Genomic DNA, 18,028 nt, shown 5'->3' with positions numbered 1-18,028 from the left:
GTTTGCCGACAGGGCCGGAAAGGGGAGGTATGGCATGGACCAGACTCCGTTACGCGACTGGGAGTCGCGCTGCATACAGGAAGAACCGCCCCGCTGTCAGGCGGCGTGCCCGCTGCATGTAGATGCGCGTGCCTTTCTGGACCATGTGGCGCAAGGCCGCTGGCGCGAGGCGCGCGGCGTGCTGGAACGCACCATGCCCCTGCCCGGCGTGCTGGCCCGGCTGTGCGAGGCCCCCTGTCAGGCGGCCTGCCTGCGTGATGAAGCGGGTGGAACCATTGCCGTGGGCGCGCTGGAGCGGGCCTGCGCCGCGCTGACCGTTCCGGCGGCAGACCCACGCCCCTTGCCGGGGCGGGGGCTGCGCGCCGCCGTGCTGGGCGGCGGGCTGGCCGCGCTGACCGTGGCCTGGGATCTGGCGAAGAAGGGCCACGCGGTGACCCTGGCCGGGTGGCTGGATGACGGAGGAGAGCGTGGGGGCGAAGGTGGTGCGGAAGGTGCCGCCAGGATGGCCGCTGCTGGCCGTCTTGCAGCCATCCCCCAGGACGTGCTGCCGCCGGATGCCCTGCGCAGGGAACTGGACCGGCTGGCCGGGCTCAAGGTGCGCTTTGCCGCGCCCGTGGCCCCCACGGCGGCGGTGCTGGAAGAGATGCGCGCCGCGCACGGGGCGGTGTTTCTGGCGTGGAGCCCGGCTGCTGCCAGCGCGTTGGGCCTGCCGGACCGCGACCGGTGCGATGCGCTGACCCTGGCCCACCCCGATCTGCCCGGCGTGTTCTGCGGCGGCTGGCCCGTGGAAGGTGTACCGCGCTGCATCGACGAGGCCGCCGATGGCCGTCATGCCGCCACATCCATGGACCGTCACCTGACCGGCGTGTCGCTCGCGGCGGCCCGCGAACGGCAGGGGCCGTTCGAAACGCGCTTGTTCACCAGCCTTGAAGGTGTGGAGGCCATGCCGCCCGTGGCATTGCCCGCGCTGCCGTCCGCAGGAGAGGGGGTGGCGACAGGTAACGGCAACGGCGGGGGCAATCTTGCGCCCGATGCCGTCGCCGCTGACACCCCATACAGGGCCGAAGCGGCCCGCTGTCTGCAATGCCAGTGTCTGGAATGCGTCAAGGTGTGCCCGTATCTGGAAAAGTACGGTGACTACCCCAAGAAGCACGCCCGGCGCATCTACAACAACCTGGCCATCGTCAAGGGCGTGCATCAGGCCAACCGGTTCATCAATTCGTGCAGCCTGTGCGGGCTGTGCGGCACGGTGTGCCCCACCGGGTTCGACATGGCTCCGCTGTGCCACGAGGCGCGGCGCACCCTGGTGCATGACGGCAAGATGCCCCCGTCCACCCACGAATTCGCGCTGGACGACATGGCCTTCAGCAACGGGCCGCATGCCGCGCTGCTGCGCGCCCCGGCGGGGGCCACGACCTGCGCCTGGCTGTTCCTGCCCGGCTGCCAGCTTGCGGCGTCCGCCCCGGACAGAGTCGCGCAGGCGTGGTCCTTGTTGGACGACCGGTTGCCCGGCGGCACGGGCATTGCCCTGCGCTGTTGCGGCGCGCCCGCGCTGTGGGCCGGGCGCGACGACCTGGCCGCTGCCGCCGCCGAGGAACTGCGCGACGGGTGGAACGCGATGGGACGCCCCACGCTGGTGGTGGGGTGCCCGTCCTGTGCCACCACGTTGCGCACGCTGTTGCCCGACCTGCCCCAGACCCCGCTGTGGGTCGTGCTGGCGGAGTACGGCGTCAGCGGACAGTTGGCGACCGTTCCGGCGGCGCTCACGCTGCATGACCCCTGTGCCGCCCGCGGGGATGAACCCTTGCGGGCCACGGTGCGCGGGCTGCTGGCCGCGCGCGGGGTGGCGGTGCACGAGCCGGACCTGACCGGCCAACTCACCGAATGCTGTGGCTACGGCGGCCTGATGGCCGAGGCCGATCCCGATCTTGCCCGTACCGTCATCCAGCGCAGGGCCGATGCTTCGGACCTGCCCTTCGTCACCTACTGCGCCATGTGCCGCGACCGGCTGGCCGAGGCGGGCAGTCCTGCCAGTCACCTGCTGGACCTGCTGCTGCCGCCGCTGCCCGGCGGCAATCCGGACCCGGCAGCGCCCGGACCGCACATCACCGCCCGGCAGGAGAACCGGGCCCGGCTGCGCGACCACCTGCTGCGTGAGGTGTACGGAGAAACCCCGCCCGGAGCCACGGACGACATCGCGCGGGACGTGGCGTTGCGCATCACGCAGGATATGCGGCAGGTGATGGAGCGGCGGCGCATCCTTGATGATGATCTGCGCGGTGCAATCGCCGAGGCCGAACATACGGGCCGCTATTTTATCAACACCGATACAGGGATGCGTCTGGCCTGCCTGCGCCGGGTACGCGTCACGCATTGGGCGGGGTACGAACCCGTGACCGGCGGCGTGGAAAGTGGAACCGGCGGCGCAGCGGGGGGCGGAACTGGGGACGGAACTGAGGCTGGAGTAGGGGGCGATGCCGCGCCCGCCTACGCCATCCGGCAGGCCTATGCCCACCGCATGGTGCTGCCGCAGGGGACGCCCGCCGGGGGATGGAAGGAATCGCCCCACGAACCGGCCTATCTGCCCGCGTCCGGCAACTGGGCCTGCGCCTGCGGCGGCACGCCGCGTCCGTTGTCGGTGGAGCTGACCTACCTTGGCAGCACCTTCAACGTGCGCCTGCTGACCTGTCCGGATTGCGGGCAGGTGCTGGTGGACGAGGCCCTGGCGCTGGGCAAGATGCTTGAAGTGGAACAGTTGCTGGAGGACAAGTGAGCGTGCCGTCCGCCGTCGATGTTTCCGGGCCTGAGGGGCCTCCCGCGCCGAAGGCGGTCGCCGCGCCTGCGGGTGATGGTGGCTCGGTCACCAGTCCGCTCGAACCGTGGGAGCCTCAGGCGCTGCGCGGGCCGTGGGAGCACCCGGCCCTGCGCGCGGTGGCCGGGGCCACGCTGCGTCCCGGCGGACTGGCCCTGACCATGCGCGCGCTGGAACTGGCGCGGCAATTGGCGGATCTGCCTCATGACGCGCGGGTGGCGGACCTGGGCTGCGGCCCCGGCGAAACCGTGGCCCTGCTGCGCCAGGGGGGCATGACGGCGGTGGGGCTGGACCTTTCCGCCAGCCTGCTGGCCGAGGCGCGGATGCGCAATGGCCAGATGCCCCTGATTCAGGCGGATGCCGGGCCGGACGCGCAGGCATCCGCACAGCATGCCCCCGGTCTGCCGCTGCGCACCGCCAGCCTGGATGGCGTGTTTTGCGAATGCGTGCTCTCGGTGTTCCCGCAGCGCGGGACCGTGCTGGCGGAACTGGCGCGGGTGCTGCGTCCCGGCGGGGTGCTGGTCTGGACCGACCTGTACGTGCGTCCGGGCCGCGCGGCTGCCGTGTGGCGTGGCCCAGACGGTGGCCCAGACGGCTGTGAGGAAGGCTGTGAGCACGGTTGCACGGACGGCAGCGAACCCCGGCGCTCCGGTCCGCACTCCCGCATCCTTTCCTGCCGCGCCGGGGCCATCCCGCGCGCGGACATGGAAGGCATGCTGCGCAGAGCCGGGTTCACGGTGCTGGCGTTCGAGGATCACAGCCGCCTGCTGGCGGAACTGGCGGGCAGGCTGCTGTTTGCCGGGGCGGAACTGTCGGATCTGTTCGGCTGCGGTGGCGGTGGCGGCGGGCGGCCCGGCTACGCGCTGCTGCTGGCGCGGCGTGACGATGATGCACAACGGGGGGATACGCCATGAGCGACGATGCGTTCGGACGGGTACTGGCCCTTGGGGCCGCCGGGTACTGCTGTACCCAGATCATGGTCCAGCTGATGCTGGACGTGCAGGGGCGCGATGCGTCCGGTGACGGGTTGGGCGACGGACGGGACGCGGTGCGCGCTGCTGGCGGGCTGTGCCGGGGCTTCGGTCTGGCAGAAGGCGCCTGCGGCATCCTGCTGGGCGGGTGCATGGCCATGGGCCTGTGCCTGGCCAAGGGCCACGACGGGGAAGAGCCCCACGATGCGCTGGAGGCCATGACCACGGAATTCGCCGAATGGTTCCGCGAACGCACCGCCGCCAGCGGGGGCATATCGTGCGGGGCCATCTTGGGCGACAGCGGTGGCGGTCGGCCCGATTTCGGCAAATGCCACGGCTTGCTGCTGGAAGCGCACGGCAAGATGTTCGAAGTGCTGGCGGCTTACGGCGTGGACCCCACGCTGCCGCGCGAGGGCTAGGCGGCATGGCCCGGCGTGGCAACTCCCTTGTGAATTGCGGCTGCTCCGTAGCGGGGCAGGCCGGGGGCGAAGCGATGACAACGGCGCAAGGCCGGGTGCTGGCCCGCACCGCCAGCGTGTGCCCGGTGTGCCTTGGTCCGGCCCCGGCGGAGCGGGTGGCCGTGGGCGATACGGTGCTGCTGGTCAAACGTTGCCCGGAGCACGGCGAATTTTCCGCACCGGTGTGGCGGGGCGAGCCTGCCTTCACCGGTTGGGTGCGCCCCAAGATTCCCACGGCCCGGCGCGGTCCCGGCACGGAGCGCGAACTCGGTTGTCCCAATGATTGCGGGCTGTGCCCGGACCATGGCCAGCACACCTGCACCCTGCTGATCGAGGTGACGCAGCGCTGCAACCTGCGCTGCCCGGTGTGTTTCGCGTCAGCAGGAGTGGGGGGGCAATCGGGCAGGCAGGGTGAGGACGCGGAGAGTGGGTGGAACAAGGGTGATGCCCGGGAATCCCGCCGCGAGGACGATTCCACACTCGGTGAACTGGTTGCCCGGCTGGCCGTGCTGCGCCCGCGAGCGGGCGATGCCAACATCCAGCTTTCCGGCGGGGAACCCACCCTGCGCGACGACCTGCCGCAACTAGTCACCGCCGTGCGCGGCCTGGGCTATCCCTTCGTGCAACTGAACACCAACGGCCTGCGTCTGGCGCGCGAGGCGGGCTATGCCGCGCGCCTTGCCGCCGCCGGGCTGGATTCCGTGTTCCTGCAATTCGACGGCCCGGACGACGCGGCCACCGCGCGGCTGCGCGGCCTGCCCCTGCACGCGGACAAGGTGCGCGCGGTGGACGCCTGCGCGGCGGCGGGGCTGGGCGTGGTGCTGGTATGCACCGTGGCGCGCGGGGTTAACGACCATTGTCTGGGCGATATCGTGCGCTTTGGCCTTGCGCGGGTGCCCGTGGTGCGCGGGGCGCATTTCCAGCCGGTGAGCTTCTTTGGCCGGTACGAGGGTTTCGGCGCGCCCGGCGGTGCTGATGGCGTTGCGTTTGGTGGCGCACCCGGTGGTGCAGGGGACAGCGCGCGCGAGGCAGCCCGCATCACCCTGCCCGAGGTCATGCGCGCGGTGCGCGACCAGACCGGCGGACTGATTCCCTTGTCCCACCTGCATCCGCCGGGGTGCGAGCATGCCCAGTGCTCCTTCAGCGGCACGTTCATGGCCCACGAGGACGGCAGGCTGGAACCGGCGGGCGGGGCCTGCTGCGGGACTGGCGGGAATGGCACGAGAACGGGGGGCATCTCCCCGGCTCCCATCCCCGCCGCACTGGGAGCGGAGCGGGCGCGGGCCTTCGTGCGCCGCCAGTGGAAGGCGCCCGGTCCGCCTGCTGGCGCGGGCGCCACGAGTGGGAACACATCCGCCACGCCGCCGCGTGACGATTTCGAGCGCTTTCTGGCGCGGGCCGGGCGACGCTTCACCGTGTCCGGCATGGCCTTTCAGGATGCCTGGACCCTGGACACCGAACGGCTGCGCGGCTGCTGCATCCATGTGGCCGCGCCAGACGGGCGCATGGTGCCGTTCTGCGCGTGGAACCTGACATCGGCGGACGGCACGCCGTTGCATCGCAATGGTGCGCCGTCCGGCGTGGGATGCGCGGGAGGTGGCGAAGGTCCGGAAGGTGCTGGCGCGGCGGGCGGCGGGCCGGTCGGTTCAGCCGAAGGAGAGGGCGCATGAACCGGCAATTCGCGGCCCCTGCATTGCCGGACGATGGCGTGCCCGCGCCGTGCCCCACGTGTGCCGTGTCCACGAAACATGGTGAACATGGTGAACATGGGGAGCATGGGGAACATGGGGAGCACGGGGAGCACGTAGGCGCTTCACGCCTCGCACCCACCGGGCAGGAGACGCCCCGGTCGCCGCTGGACCCGTGGCTGGCCGCGCGGCTGTCCATCCCCCTTGCTGCGCTTTCACCGGCCATGGTGCGCGCCCGGCAGGGCGACCTGCTGCGCGAGGCGGTACACCGCGCCCTGGATGCGCCGTTCTACCGCACCCGGCTGGCGGGGCTGGGTATTTCTCATTCCCGGCCTCATTCCCGCCCCCTTTCGCTGGATGACCTGCCCGCGCTGCCCTTCACCACGCCCGACGACCTGCGCGAGGGGGGCGATGCCCTGCTGCGCGTGGCCGACGACGCCGTGGCCCGCATCGTCACTCTGCCGACATCGGGCAGCACGGGGGCACCCAAGCGACTGCGCTTCAGCGATGCGGACATCGAACGCACCGTGGACTTCTTTGCGGTGGGCATGACCACCCTGTGCCGCCCCGGTGACGTGGTGGCCATCTTCATGCCCGGCCAGCGGCCCGACAGCGTGGGCGATCTGCTGGACCGTGGCCTGCACCGCGCGGGTATGCAGCCGGTGCTGCTGCCCCCGGCGGCCAGCGGGGCGGAACATGCCGCTCGACTGGCGCAAACCGGGGCGCAGGTGTTCGTGGCCACGCCCACCCAGGCCCGTGCCCTTGCCGACGCCGTGCTGGCAGACCCCGGACTGGCACCACGCCCGCGCACCTGCCTGCTGAGCGCGGAGGCCACCCCGCCGGAAACGGCGGACAGGGTGCGTGCGGCTTTGGGCTGCGAGGTATTCGACCACTGGGGCATGACCGAAACCGGATACGGCGGTGGCGTGGAATGCGCCGCCCATCACGGCTTTCACCTGCGCGAGGCGGACATTTTCGTGGAGATCGTCGATCCGGTTACCGGAGTTCCCCTGCCGGACGGGCAGACCGGCGAGGTGGTGGTGACCACCCTTGCCGCAGAGGCCATGGTGCTGCTGCGCTACCGCACGGGTGATGCGGCGGCCATGCTGCCGCCGCCATGCCGTTGCGGCAGCCCGCTGCGGCGACTGGGGGCGGTTCAGGGGCGCATTCGCCGTTACGGAAACCACTGGGATATCATTACCCTTGCCAAGGGGGCACGACCATGACGCAATTCTTTGGACAACTGGCCGATGCGCTGGAGCGCGACGGCGTTGCCGTGCTGGCCACCATCGTCACGGCGGAAGGGTCCGCCCCGCGCATGGCCGGGGCGCGACTGTTCGTGCGCGGCGACGGCCAATCCTTCGAGGGCACCGTGGGCGGGGGCATTCTGGAAGCCCGCGTGCTGGATGCCTGCCGCACGGCCCTGGGCGACGGGCTGGCCCGCCTGCTCACCTTCGACCTGTCCGCCGACGAGGCCGCCGGGTCGGACATGATCTGCGGGGGCAGGGTGCGGCTGTACGTGGAACCGTTGCGCGCCGCGTCCTGTCCGCAACTGGCGCCGTTGCTGCACGAAACGGATCGCCTGACCATGCAGGGGCGGCGCTGCGTGCTGGTCAACGTACTGCGGCCCGATGCCGCGCCGGATTGCCGCCGCCTGCTGCTGGTGGGCGAAGGGCAGGGGGCGGACGCCAGCGGAGACCTGGCGCTGGACCCCGGTGCGCTGGCCGGATTGCGCGACGCCGTGGCCACGGCCAGCGGGCCGCTGTGCGTGGAGGCGGGGGGCCTGTCCCTGCTGGCCGACCCGGTGGCCTCGCCAGGGCGGGTGGTCATTGCCGGGGCCGGGCACGTGGGACGGCAGGTGGGCCTGATGGCCTCGCTGGCCGGGTTCCGGGTCACCGTGCTGGACGACCGGCCCGATTTCGCCAAAGCCGATCGGTTGCCCGGCGCGGACGAGGTGCGCTGCGTCACCCCCGGCGGTGACTGGCTGGCGGATCTCGGCATGCACGAGGACTGCTACGTGGTCATCGTCACGCGCGGGCACCGCAATGATGGCGAGGTGCTGGCCAGTGCGTTGCGCACCCCGGCCCGTTACGTGGGCATGATCGGCAGCCGCCGCAAGCGCGATGCCGTGTACCGCAGGCTGGAAGAAGCGGGAACCCCGCGCGCGGCCATCGAGCGGGTGCATTCGCCCATCGGGCTGGACATCGGGGCGGAAACGCCCGAGGAAATAGCCGTGAGCATCGTGGCGGAACTGGTGCAGGCACGGGCTGCCAGCCGGGTGCGCCACGCTATTCCGCCCATGCAGGCCTGATCCCATGCAGGTTTGAGCCGCCGTAAGGCGCGCCGGATCGTTGACGGACACGGAGCGAGGAATGCCATCTGAAGCGGTGAATGATTCGGCGGTTTCGATAGATGCTGACTATGTAATCGAAAGTGGCGAACAGTCGAGGAGGGGGGAGGCTGTTCAGGCCGCTGCTTCCGGCGTGACCGTACCCTCGCTTTCTCCATTCCCCGTTGTCGGCGTGGTGCTGGCAGCGGGCGCATCGTCGCGGATGGCTCCCGGCTTCAAGCCGCTGCTCGACCTGCACGGCGCTTCGGTGCTGGCTCGTTGCGTGGAGACGTTCCGGCAGGCGGGCGTGTCCGACGTGCTGGTGGTCACCGGACATCGGGCGGACGAGGTGGCGGCGGAGGCCACGCGGCTGGGCGCGGCCACGGTGCACAACCCGGCATGGCGCGAGGGAGGCATGTTTTCCTCGGTGCGCGCGGGGCTGGGAGCCGTGGTTGGGCGCGGCGACGAGACTGCTGAGTTTGGCGGGGCTGCTGGAAGGGGTGGGGCAGGCGTCTTGCTGCTGCCGGTGGACGCCGCGCTGGTGCGTCCCCTGACCGTGCGCCTGCTGCTGGAACACGCCGCCGCACACCCGGACCGGGTGTTGATGCCGGTGTTCGACGGACAGTGGGGGCATCCGCCGCTGCTGCATGCATCGGTATTGCCGATCATTCTGGCCGATGGCGGCGGTGGCGGCCTGCGCGGCGCGCTGCACCGGCTGGGGGCGCACGCCCTGCAAGAGGTCTGCGTGCCCGACAGGTTCATCCTGCGCGATATGGACACCCCGGACGATTACCACGCGGCCTGCGCCGACTGGCCCACCCGCGACGTGCCCACCCCGCAGGAGGCGCGCACGCTGCTGGCGGTGCGGGCCGTTCCGCCCGGCGGCATCACCCATGCCGAGGGGGTGGCCGCCGTGGCCGTGCGCCTGGCCGATGGGTTGAATGCTGCGCGCACCATGGCCGGGCAGGACCGCGTGCCGGGTGGACCATCCGGCACGGGTGCACGGCTGGACGGCGAACTGGACAGCGAACTGGACAGCGAACTCGACAGTGCACTGACGGAGGCCGCCGCCCTGCTGCACGACATCGCCAAGGGCCAGCCCCGCCACGAGGCCGCCGGGGGCGCGCTGCTGCGCGAACTGGGTTTTTCCGGTGTGGCGGGCATCGTCAGCGCGCACAGGGATACCACCCTTGCCGACGACCAGCCCCTGAGCGAGCGGGAAGTGGTTTATTTCGCGGACAAACTGGTGCGCTGCCATACCGTGGTGGACGTGAAGAGCCGCTTTGGCGAGAAATTGGCCCAATGGCGGCACGACCCGGAAGCGGCTGCCGCCATTGAAGGGCGGATGCGCCGGGCGCTGGCCCTGCGCGCGCGCATCGAGCGCGAGGCCGGACGACCGCTGGCGGACATCCTGCATCCCCTGTCCGTGGGCATGCCTGCGTGGGAACCGGATACTGGCGGTGTCAGTCAGGCCGGAGAAACCGCCCGGGCGGGACTGGCCATTTCCTGCTCCGCCACCGCGCCGGACAGGTCGCCCGCGTCCACGGGGCACGGTCCTGAGCACGGTCCTGAGTGTGGTCCCGTGCGGGAATCCGCAGACGACGGGAACCACCCATGACCGTTCCGGCAGTACCCGTGCCAGGCGCCCCACCCGCCGCCCTGCCGAACATCCTGCCGGGCATCGGGCCGGACATTCTGCTGTTCCGCCATGCGGCCACGGACATGGGCGACGGGCCGCGCCGGTACATTGGCCGCACCGAAGTGCCCTTGTCCACGGAAGGCCGCGCGCGGGCGGCAGCGTGGCGGCCGCGTCTGGCAGGATTGCACGTGGTGGGGGCCTACGCCTCGCCGCTGCAACGGGCGCGAGAAACGGCCCGGCTCATGCTGGGGCAGGGTGAGGTTCCGGACACGCCGGATGCTCCGGACACGTCATGCATGCGGTCCCTGGCCGCCATCCCGCTCACCATTCTGGACGATCTGGCGGAGATGGACCTGGGGGAATGGGAAGGACAGGTGCAGATGCAGGTGCGGGAAGCCCGGCCCGACGCCTACGCGCGCCGCGGGCGCGAACCCTGGACCTTTCGTCCGCCGGGGGGGGAATGCTGCGCGGACGTGGCCGCACGCGGGTTGCGGGCATTGGCCGCCATGTGGTGGGACTGCTCCGGAACGGGGGGCTGGCCAGGGAATGGGGGCAGGGGCGTGGGGACGGCAGGTGCCGAGGGGCAAAACGCCACCGCCGGGCAGCAATGCCTTCCGGACTGTGGCGCCAGCCATGGCCATGTCCCGGTCATCGTGGCCGTGAGCCACGCCGGGCTGATCCGTTCCGTGCTGTGCGCGCTGGGCCACATGGGCCGCGAAGAACTGCTCACCCTGCCGGTGCGCCATCTGCATTGCGTGCGTCTGCGCCGCCACGCCCCCGAAGGGGGCGGTACGGCTGCGGCCACGGCGCCGACGTCAGCGGGTTCCGGGGCTTCAGCGGCATGGAGCGTCGTGTCGCCGGACTGGCAACCGTAGACAGCCCGCACCACACTATTGGCGCGGCATGGTGCACGCCGCGCCATCCTCACCCGTCTGCGGACTTTGCGAGCCCTGCGGGATGGTGCGACAGGCAGGGTGGATGGCGAAACGCCGGGCGTCCATGGCATGTCCGCCGGGGCCGCCGTCCCGCTAGTCCATGTCCTCCACGGACAGGATTTCCCAACGCGAATTGTCCGCCGCCACGCGGAAGGTGGCCACGGCACGGGCGCCGCACGCGCGGCAGATGAGCACCCGGCGGTGCTCGCCGTTCTTCTGCCCGGCCCACGAGGTGTCCGGCGGGCCGAAGTGGCAGCGTGTGCAGCGAAACATGGGAGCGACGTTTATCTTGTGCAGCGTGAGATTGTCTGCTTCAAAGCTGGGCATGTGCAAACCTGTGCTCTTCGTTGGTCGTGTCGTCCGGTCGGCGCATGGTCCAGTGCCCGTATTTGAGGGGTAGGGCAACGCCGTACGATTCGGCATGCCGCAGGCATGCTGAACCGGAGTGTCCTGTCTGCTATCCCTTTTCGATTTTCCGGTCAAGTATCATAGAAATTTTCATCTGCAACTTTGCCGTGTAGTGGTGCCGTATTTTTTGCGGCGTGCCATGCAACAATGCGTAGCAAATCCTGCGGAACAGTAACGGATGAATGTCACATGCGGCGGGGAAGGGCGAAAACGGCAAGCGGTGAAACGCACACCCACGCGACGCAGACTATGCGTTTGCGCGCGGGGCACGTTCTGGTATGGTGCCGATGCCCGCTGCAGCACGCCGGATGGCCGTTGCGCCGGGGGTGCCCCTTCATTCATGAACCGTGACGCCTGCGAGTTCACATGTCATCTCCCTCTACCGCGCCTTTGTCCTCTTCCGCCGCGTCGCCAGTGCCCGGCGGCGCCGCATCGGGTGGAACCGCACAGTCCGGCCTTGGCAAACTGGCCATCGACAAGACCGGCTGGCAGTCGCCCCGGCGCACGCCCCGTCGGCGCTGGCTGTGGCTGCTTGCCGCCGTTGTGCTGGCTGGCGCGGCCGTTGGCGCGCGGCTGCTGTTTCCGGCGGAGCGCGAGGTGCGCCTTGCCGTGGTGGCCAGGGTGTACCCCACCCAGTCCATGACCACGCTGGTGTCCAGCGGCTACGTCACCGCGCAGCGCAAGGCGTCGGTGGCGTCCAAGATCACCTCGCGCCTGGAATGGCTGGGGGTGGAGGAAGGCAGCCGGGTGACCGCAGGGCAGGTGCTGGCCCGGCTGGAAAGCGATGACGCCCGCGCCGCGCTGGAGCGCGCACAGGCCAACGAGCGCGGCGCGCGGGCCGACATAGACCGGGCCGCCGCCGAACTGACGGACGCCAGGCGCAACCACGCCCGCATGCGCAAGCTGATGGCGGAAAACGTGATTTCCCGGTCGGACCTGGACACCGCCGAAACCCGCGCCCTCACGGCCGATGCCGCCGCCCGCGCCGCCCGTGACGGGCTGGCCGCCGCCTCCGCAGCCCGGCGCGAGGCCGAGACGCAACTGGAATACGCCTACATCCGCGCGCCGTTCGACGCGGTGGTGCTGACCAAGAACGCGGACGTGGGCGACATCATCACCCCGCTGGGCGCGGCGGCCAACGCCAAGGCCAGCGTGGTGACCATCGCCGACATGGGCTCGCTGCTGGTGGAAACGGACGTCAGCGAATCCAGCGTGGGCCGGGTGAAACCCGGCGCCCCCTGCGAAATCGCGCTGGATGCCCTGCCGGACGAACGCTTCGTGGGGCGGGTGCACATCATCGTGCCCACGGCCGACCGCAGCAAGGCCTCGGTCATGGTCAAGGTGGCCTTCGACGTGCTGGACCCGCGCGTGCTGCCGGAAATGAGCGCCCGCGTGGCCTTTCTGGACCGTCTGCCCTCCGACGAAGAGCGCCGCCCCCGCCCGGCAGTGCCCGCCACCGCCGTGCGCGGCGAAGGCGACGCCCGCGTGGTGTTCGTGGTGCGCGATGGCAGGGCGGTACGCACCCCGGTGCGCACCGGCATGGCCCTTGGCGATGCGGTGGAACTGCTGGCCGGTGCTGGTTCCGGACCCGGTGCTGGTTCCGGACCCGGTGCTGATTCCGGACCCGGTGCTGGCTTCGGGGCCGGGGCTGGTTCCGGGCTGTCCCTTGGCGACCGGGTGGTGGCGGACCCGCCCGCCGATCTGGCCGATGGCGACCGCGTGCGGATGCAGCCATGAGCCGCGCGCAGGATTCCGCCGTTCCTCCACATGCCGCCGCGCAAGGCGGTGCGCCGGACAGGGATGCCGCGTCCGGCGCGGCTTCTGGCGCCGCGTCCTCCCTTGCGCCCCCGCGTACTGCCAGCCCGCCCATCCTGCTCGAAGGCGTGTCCAAGGCCTACCGGCGCGGCGCGCAGGTGGTGCCGGTGCTGACCAACGTGAACATGGCCGTGGCCCCCGGCGAGTTCCTGGCGCTCATGGGGCCGTCCGGTTCCGGAAAATCCACGCTGCTCAACCTCATCGCGGGCATCGACCGGGTGGACGCGGGGGCCGTCTTCGTGGGCGACACGGACATCACCACCCTGGACGATGCGGACCTGGCGCGCTGGCGCAGCCGTAGCGTAGGGTTCATCTTTCAGTTCTACAACCTCATTCCCGTGCTGAACGCGCTGGAAAACGTGGAACTGCCGCTTCTGTTAACGCCCCTGTCCGGGCGCGAACGCCGGGAGCGGGCACGCACAGCGCTGGCCATGGTGGGCCTGTCCGACCGCATGGATCACTACCCCGGCCAGCTTTCCGGCGGGCAGCAGCAGCGCACCGCCATCGCCCGCGCCCTGGTGGCCGACCCGGACATCCTGGTGGCCGACGAACCCACCGGCGACCTGGATCGCGTGTCCGCCGGAGAAATCCTGGACCTCATGGACGGGCTGAACCGCACCATGGGCAAGACCATCATCATGGTCACCCACGACCCCCGCGCGGCGGAACGGGCGGGCCGCCTGCTGCTGCTGGAAAAGGGCGAACTGGCCGATGCTCACGCTTAGGTTCGTGCTGCGCAACCTGGCCCGGCACCCGCTGCGCAATGCGCTGACGGTGCTGGGCATCGCCATTTCCATCATGGCCTTCGGCCTGCTGCGCACCACGGTGGAGGCCTGGTACGTCGGGGTTTCCGCCTCGGCGGCCAACCGGCTGGTAACCCGCAACGCCATCTCGCTGGTGTTTCCGCTGCCCATCGCCTACGCGGGCAAGATCCGCGCGGTGGAAGGGGTGACGCATCTTTCGTGGGGCAACTGGTTTGGCGCGTACTATGTGGACGAGAAGAACTTTTTCGCCAACTTCACCGTGGACATGCGCAGCTACCTGGACCTGTACCCGGAATACGTCATCACCGACGACCAGAAGGCTGCCCTGCTGCGCGACCGCAAGGGCATGGCCGTGGGACAGCGGCTGGCCAGGCGCTTTGGCTGGAAGCTGGGCGACACCGTGCCGCTGAAAGGCACCATCTACCCCGGTGACTGGAACGTGGTGGTGCGGGCCATCTACACCGGGCGCTTCCCCAACACCGACGAGACGCAGGCCTTCTTTCACTGGGAATACCTGAACGAACGGATGAAGGTGGATCAGCCCGGCCGCGCCGACCGGGTGGGCTTCTACATGATCGGGGTGGACCGGGCAGAGAACGCGGCCCGCGTGGCGGGCGACATCGATGCGCGGTTCCGCAATTCGCTGGCGGAAACCCTGACCGAAACGGAGCAGGCCTTCCAGATGGGGTTCATCTCCATGAGCGAAGCCATCATCATGGCCATCCGGCTGGTGTCGGGCATCGTCATCGTGATCATCATGGCGGTGGCGGCCAACACCATGGCCATGTCCGCCCGCGAGCGCATGGGCGAATTCGCCACCCTGAAGGCGCTGGGCTTTGGCGGCGGCTACGTGGCCCTGCTGGTGACGGGCGAGGCGCTGGCCCTGTCGCTGCTGGGCGGCGCGGCGGGGTGTGCGCTGTCCGTGCCGGTCACGCATGTCATCTCCAACGTGCTGGGCGACTATTTCCCGGTGTTCATGCTGTCCGGCGAGACGCTGGCCCTGCAAGGCGCCGCCGCGGCGGTGGTGGGGCTGGTGGCGGGCGCGGCGCCCGCGTGGCGGGCAAGGCGGGTGCGCATCGCCGACGTGCTGGGCAGGTAGGGGGCTTCTAAATGGTCCTTTCGCTCGTTGGCTACGTCAAACTACACCTGCCATGGCTTTGCTGTCCTTATCCATAAGACTCGCGCTGCGCGCTCGCCTAACGGCTAAGGCTCGGTCGAATACAGCAAGAGTACGCGTTGCGGTCCTCATCCGTAATGCTCGAAGACTCACATAACGGCTGAGGCACTCCTTCATGGCAGGCTTGTTTTCCTTGCCAACGAACGAAAATCCTCATTTAGCCCCCCCTGCGTAGGTAGGTAAAAGGAAACGGCATGGCCTCGCTTCTTTCCTACAGCTTGCGCAACATGCTGGCGCGCCGTCTGACCACGGTTCTTACCGTGGGGGGCATGGCGCTGGTGGTGTTCGTGTTCGCGGCCATGCTCATGTTGTCCGAGGGGTTGCGCACCACGCTTGTGCTTACCGGATCGCCCGACAACGTGGTGCTGCTGCGGCAGGGGGCCAAGTCCGAAATGGAAAGCGCGGTGGACCGCGACCAGGCCCCGCTGGTGGAAAGCCTGCCCCAGGTGGCCCGCGCCGCCGACGGCGGGCCGCTGGCCGCGCGCGAACTGGTGGTGCTGATCACCCTGAACAAGCGCGGCACCACCAAGCCGTCCAACGTGGTCATCCGGGGCATCGGCCCCCATTCGCTGGAATTGCGCCCGCAGGTCCGGCTGAAGGAAGGGCGCATGCCGCGCTTCGGCACGTCGGAAATCATCGCCGGGGAAAGCATTGCCCGGCGCTTCAGCGGCACGGGCATTGGCGAAAGTCTGCGCTTCGGCCTGCGCGACTGGACCGTTGTGGGCATCTTCGAGGCCGGGGCCACCGGTTTCAGCTCGGAAGTGTGGGGTGATGTGGATCAGCTGATGGCCGCCTTCCGCCGTTCGTCCTATTCCGTGGTGGTGGCGCGCATGAATGAACGGGACGGTCAGGCCGGGCTTGATGGCCTGCGCGCAGGCCTGACGGCGGACCCGCGCCTGCAACTGGAAGGCAAGAGAGAGACCCGCTTCTACGAAGAACAGTCGGAAATGATGGCCAAGTTCCTGGGCGTGCTGGGCACCATGCTGCCCGCCATCTTTTCGCTGGGGGCCATCATCGGCGCCATGATCACCATGCACGCCGCCGTGGCCAGCCGGGTGCGCGAGATAGGCACCCTGCGGGCCATCGGGTTTCAGCGGCGGGACATCTTGCGGGCCTTTCTGCTGGAATCGCTGCTGCTGGGCGGCAGCGGCGGGGCCGTTGGCCTGCTGCTGGCCTCCACCCTGCAGTTCGTGACCATATCCACCATGAACTTCCAGACCTTCTCGGAACTGGCGTTCAGCTTTACCCTCAGCCCGCGCATTGCCGTGTGGTCGCTGCTGTTCGGGACGGGCATGGGCTGCCTGGGGGGCATCCTGCCTGCCATCAAGGCTTCGCGGCTGGTTATCGTAGACGCGCTGCGCGCGGCCTGATCTGTTAGTAGCGCTGCGCGCGGCATGATCTGGTAATCGCGTTGCGCGTGGCCTGACCCGTTAATCGCGCTGCGCGCGGCATGATGTGGACGTGGCGCGGAATCGCACCCTATTCTGGTAGGATTTATGCTTCATTCCTGATGTGGATGTTGAGATTTCAACGTGTTGCAATAGCGGTGGAAGACCCGCAGCAAGCTGTGAGAAAACGCAAGCCCGTGTCGGGTGGCAAAGCGTGCGAAAGCGCCGGAATCAAGGATTCCGGCGCTCCTGTTTTTTATTGCGCTGTAATCAAAGACTATATTTTTTGAAGAAAATTTCGGCAGTCCCGTTGACAATATCACACCAGCTAGGTAGGAAATAACCCATACCAGCACGGTAGGAATTAACGGAACACGCGGACTGCCACCCGCACCTCCGTGCCGGTGACTGAAAGTCGAAGCTGGATCACGCCGGGCCTGCGCGGAACCATGCCTCCGCGCCGCCCGGTTACCGGAACAAGGCGAAGAGGTTTCCCAAGTTGGCCCGGCGGTGCTGCCGCCGCGGCACCCGCAACCGGATGGCGCCGGGGGCGTGGCCGCCACGAAAGCACCAGGGCAGGATTTCCCAACCTTTCAGTACACAGGGGCAAGCCAATGCAAGTTCAGGAGATGTTCGCGATGGCTGAGGCGGGCGACGCAAGCGCCCAGTTCAATCTTGGCATGCTGTATTACGAAGGCAACGGCGTTGCGCAGGACTTCGGCAAGGCCGCCCAGTGGCTGGGCCGCGCCGCCAATGCGGAGCATCACGAGGCCCTCAACTTCTGCGGCGTCCTGCACGCCACCGGCAAGGGCGTGGCGCAGGATTTCGGCAAGGCGCTGGAACTGTTCCGCAAGGCCGACAAGTGCGGCTACAACTGCGAACCGGTCTACGACGACCTGCCCACGGACTTCCGCGACAAGCAGTTCGGTATGGAACTGGTGTCCGCCAAGCGCGACTTTGTGCGCAAGGCGCGCCTGCTGGCCGCAGAGGCCCGCTGCAACGTGGGGCTTGCCTACCACGGCGAAGCCACCGACGCCACCTCGCGCAAGGTCGCGCGCGAACTGTTCCTCAGCGCGGCCACCCTGGGCAACGGCAAGGCCATGCACCTGCTCGGCACCATGTGTCGTGACGGTGCGGGCGTGCCCGCCAGCGAGGTGCGCGCGTACATGTGGTTCGACCTGGCCGTTACGGCGGGCTTTGCCAAGGCCGGAGAGGCCCGGCGCGATCTGATCGACAGGATGGCGGCCAAGGACGTGGCGCGGGCCGAAAAGCTTGCGGCGCGCTGGCTGCGTTGTTTCCCGTTGCCGGAGGGTGCGGCCCAGTAACCGGCGGCAGATGGCGCGGCGGCGGGGACGGCAACCCCCATGCTGCCGCGCCGCCAGGCTCAGGCCGCGCGCGGCGGTTTCCTCCTCCTTGCGCCGCACCAGTGGCCGAAGCACGCGACACGCGGGGCCCCCTGCCGAAAGACAGGGGGCCCCGCAGCTTTTTGAGCTTCCGCGCTCCGCAGGGACGATGCGCGGGTCGCACAAATCCTACGTTTGCAGTATGAATTTGACCAATTTGGTCCGAATTGCGCAGGTGAACCGGGATCGAAGTGCGGCGGAACGGTCGATTCGGTGGAGATGGCGAGCGGGAGGAGGAAGG

14 protein-coding genes are annotated in these 18,028 nt (G+C 69.3%); 13 read left to right on the top strand and 1 reads right to left on the bottom strand.

Annotation, left to right across the window (positions count from 1 at the left end; all coding sequences use genetic code 11):
- The first annotated feature begins 34 nt into the window (after window positions 1-34).
- The 8 genes from DESTE_RS18610 (at window position 35) to DESTE_RS03455 (ending at window position 10,772) form a co-directional block, all read left to right on the top strand.
- Window positions 35-2,773 carry a pyridine nucleotide-disulfide oxidoreductase/dicluster-binding protein gene (locus tag DESTE_RS18610; RefSeq protein WP_035065080.1) on the top strand — a complete coding sequence of 913 codons (2,739 nt, stop codon included), beginning with the start codon at window positions 35-37 and terminating at the stop codon, window positions 2,771-2,773.
- The gene (trsM, locus tag DESTE_RS03485; RefSeq protein WP_051384283.1) at window positions 2,770-3,726 is read left to right on the top strand and encodes a DVU_1556 family methyltransferase; all 957 of its coding nucleotides are present in this window, start codon (window positions 2,770-2,772) and stop codon (window positions 3,724-3,726) included. The genes DESTE_RS18610 and trsM overlap by 4 nt, the downstream gene beginning before the upstream one ends.
- Window positions 3,723-4,202 (top strand): DVU_1555 family C-GCAxxG-C-C protein, encoded by a 480-nt coding sequence (locus tag DESTE_RS03480; RefSeq protein WP_035065077.1) that lies wholly within the window; start codon window positions 3,723-3,725, stop codon window positions 4,200-4,202. The genes trsM and DESTE_RS03480 overlap by 4 nt, the downstream gene beginning before the upstream one ends.
- A gap of 74 nt (window positions 4,203-4,276) precedes the next feature.
- Window positions 4,277-5,911 (top strand): radical SAM (seleno)protein TrsS, encoded by a 1,635-nt coding sequence (gene trsS / locus DESTE_RS03475; protein ID WP_051384282.1) that lies wholly within the window; start codon window positions 4,277-4,279, stop codon window positions 5,909-5,911.
- Window positions 5,908-7,155: a DVU_1553 family AMP-dependent CoA ligase gene (locus DESTE_RS03470; RefSeq protein WP_051384281.1), complete on the top strand. Its 1,248-nt coding sequence runs from the start codon at window positions 5,908-5,910 to the stop codon at window positions 7,153-7,155. Before trsS ends, DESTE_RS03470 begins: the two co-directional genes overlap by 4 nt.
- The gene (locus tag DESTE_RS03465; RefSeq protein ID WP_051384280.1) at window positions 7,152-8,240 is read left to right on the top strand and encodes an XdhC family aldehyde oxidoreductase maturation factor; all 1,089 of its coding nucleotides are present in this window, start codon (window positions 7,152-7,154) and stop codon (window positions 8,238-8,240) included. Before DESTE_RS03470 ends, DESTE_RS03465 begins: the two co-directional genes overlap by 4 nt.
- A gap of 172 nt (window positions 8,241-8,412) precedes the next feature.
- Window positions 8,413-9,876 carry a DVU_1551 family NTP transferase gene (locus tag DESTE_RS03460; protein ID WP_245590714.1) on the top strand — a complete coding sequence of 488 codons (1,464 nt, stop codon included), beginning with the start codon at window positions 8,413-8,415 and terminating at the stop codon, window positions 9,874-9,876.
- On the top strand, window positions 9,873-10,772 hold the full coding sequence (locus DESTE_RS03455) for a histidine phosphatase family protein (RefSeq protein ID WP_035065075.1): 900 nt from the start codon (window positions 9,873-9,875) through the stop codon (window positions 10,770-10,772). The genes DESTE_RS03460 and DESTE_RS03455 overlap by 4 nt, the downstream gene beginning before the upstream one ends.
- A 153-nt stretch (window positions 10,773-10,925) precedes the next feature.
- On the opposite strand, the gene DESTE_RS03450 is transcribed toward DESTE_RS03455, so the two are convergent.
- Window positions 10,926-11,159, bottom strand: a complete 234-nt coding sequence (locus DESTE_RS03450) for a hypothetical protein (protein WP_035065072.1) — start codon at window positions 11,157-11,159, stop codon at window positions 10,926-10,928.
- A gap of 447 nt (window positions 11,160-11,606) precedes the next feature.
- On the opposite strand from DESTE_RS03450, the gene DESTE_RS03445 reads away from it, so the two are divergent.
- From DESTE_RS03445 to DESTE_RS03425, 5 genes are all read left to right on the top strand, one after another.
- Window positions 11,607-12,977 carry an efflux RND transporter periplasmic adaptor subunit gene (locus DESTE_RS03445; RefSeq protein ID WP_051384278.1) on the top strand — a complete coding sequence of 457 codons (1,371 nt, stop codon included), beginning with the start codon at window positions 11,607-11,609 and terminating at the stop codon, window positions 12,975-12,977.
- The gene (locus DESTE_RS03440) at window positions 12,974-13,780 is read left to right on the top strand and encodes an ABC transporter ATP-binding protein (protein WP_084559326.1); all 807 of its coding nucleotides are present in this window, start codon (window positions 12,974-12,976) and stop codon (window positions 13,778-13,780) included. Before DESTE_RS03445 ends, DESTE_RS03440 begins: the two co-directional genes overlap by 4 nt.
- Window positions 13,767-14,918: an ABC transporter permease gene (locus DESTE_RS03435; RefSeq protein ID WP_035065070.1), complete on the top strand. Its 1,152-nt coding sequence runs from the start codon at window positions 13,767-13,769 to the stop codon at window positions 14,916-14,918. The genes DESTE_RS03440 and DESTE_RS03435 overlap by 14 nt, the downstream gene beginning before the upstream one ends.
- Before the next feature lie 272 nt (window positions 14,919-15,190).
- On the top strand, window positions 15,191-16,366 hold the full coding sequence (locus DESTE_RS03430) for an ABC transporter permease (RefSeq protein ID WP_035065068.1): 1,176 nt from the start codon (window positions 15,191-15,193) through the stop codon (window positions 16,364-16,366).
- Between the two features lie 656 nt (window positions 16,367-17,022).
- Complete coding sequence (locus tag DESTE_RS03425; RefSeq protein ID WP_035065065.1) at window positions 17,023-17,709, top strand: tetratricopeptide repeat protein; 687 nt, start codon at window positions 17,023-17,025, stop codon at window positions 17,707-17,709.
- Window positions 17,710-18,028: the final 319 nt, after the last annotated feature.

Source organism: Nitratidesulfovibrio termitidis HI1 (genome assembly GCF_000504305.1).
GTDB classification, from domain to species: Bacteria; Desulfobacterota; Desulfovibrionia; order Desulfovibrionales; family Desulfovibrionaceae; genus Cupidesulfovibrio; species Cupidesulfovibrio termitidis.
The sequence above is the reverse complement of the archived record's forward strand: the minus strand, read 5'-3'. Positions and strand labels throughout refer to the sequence as shown.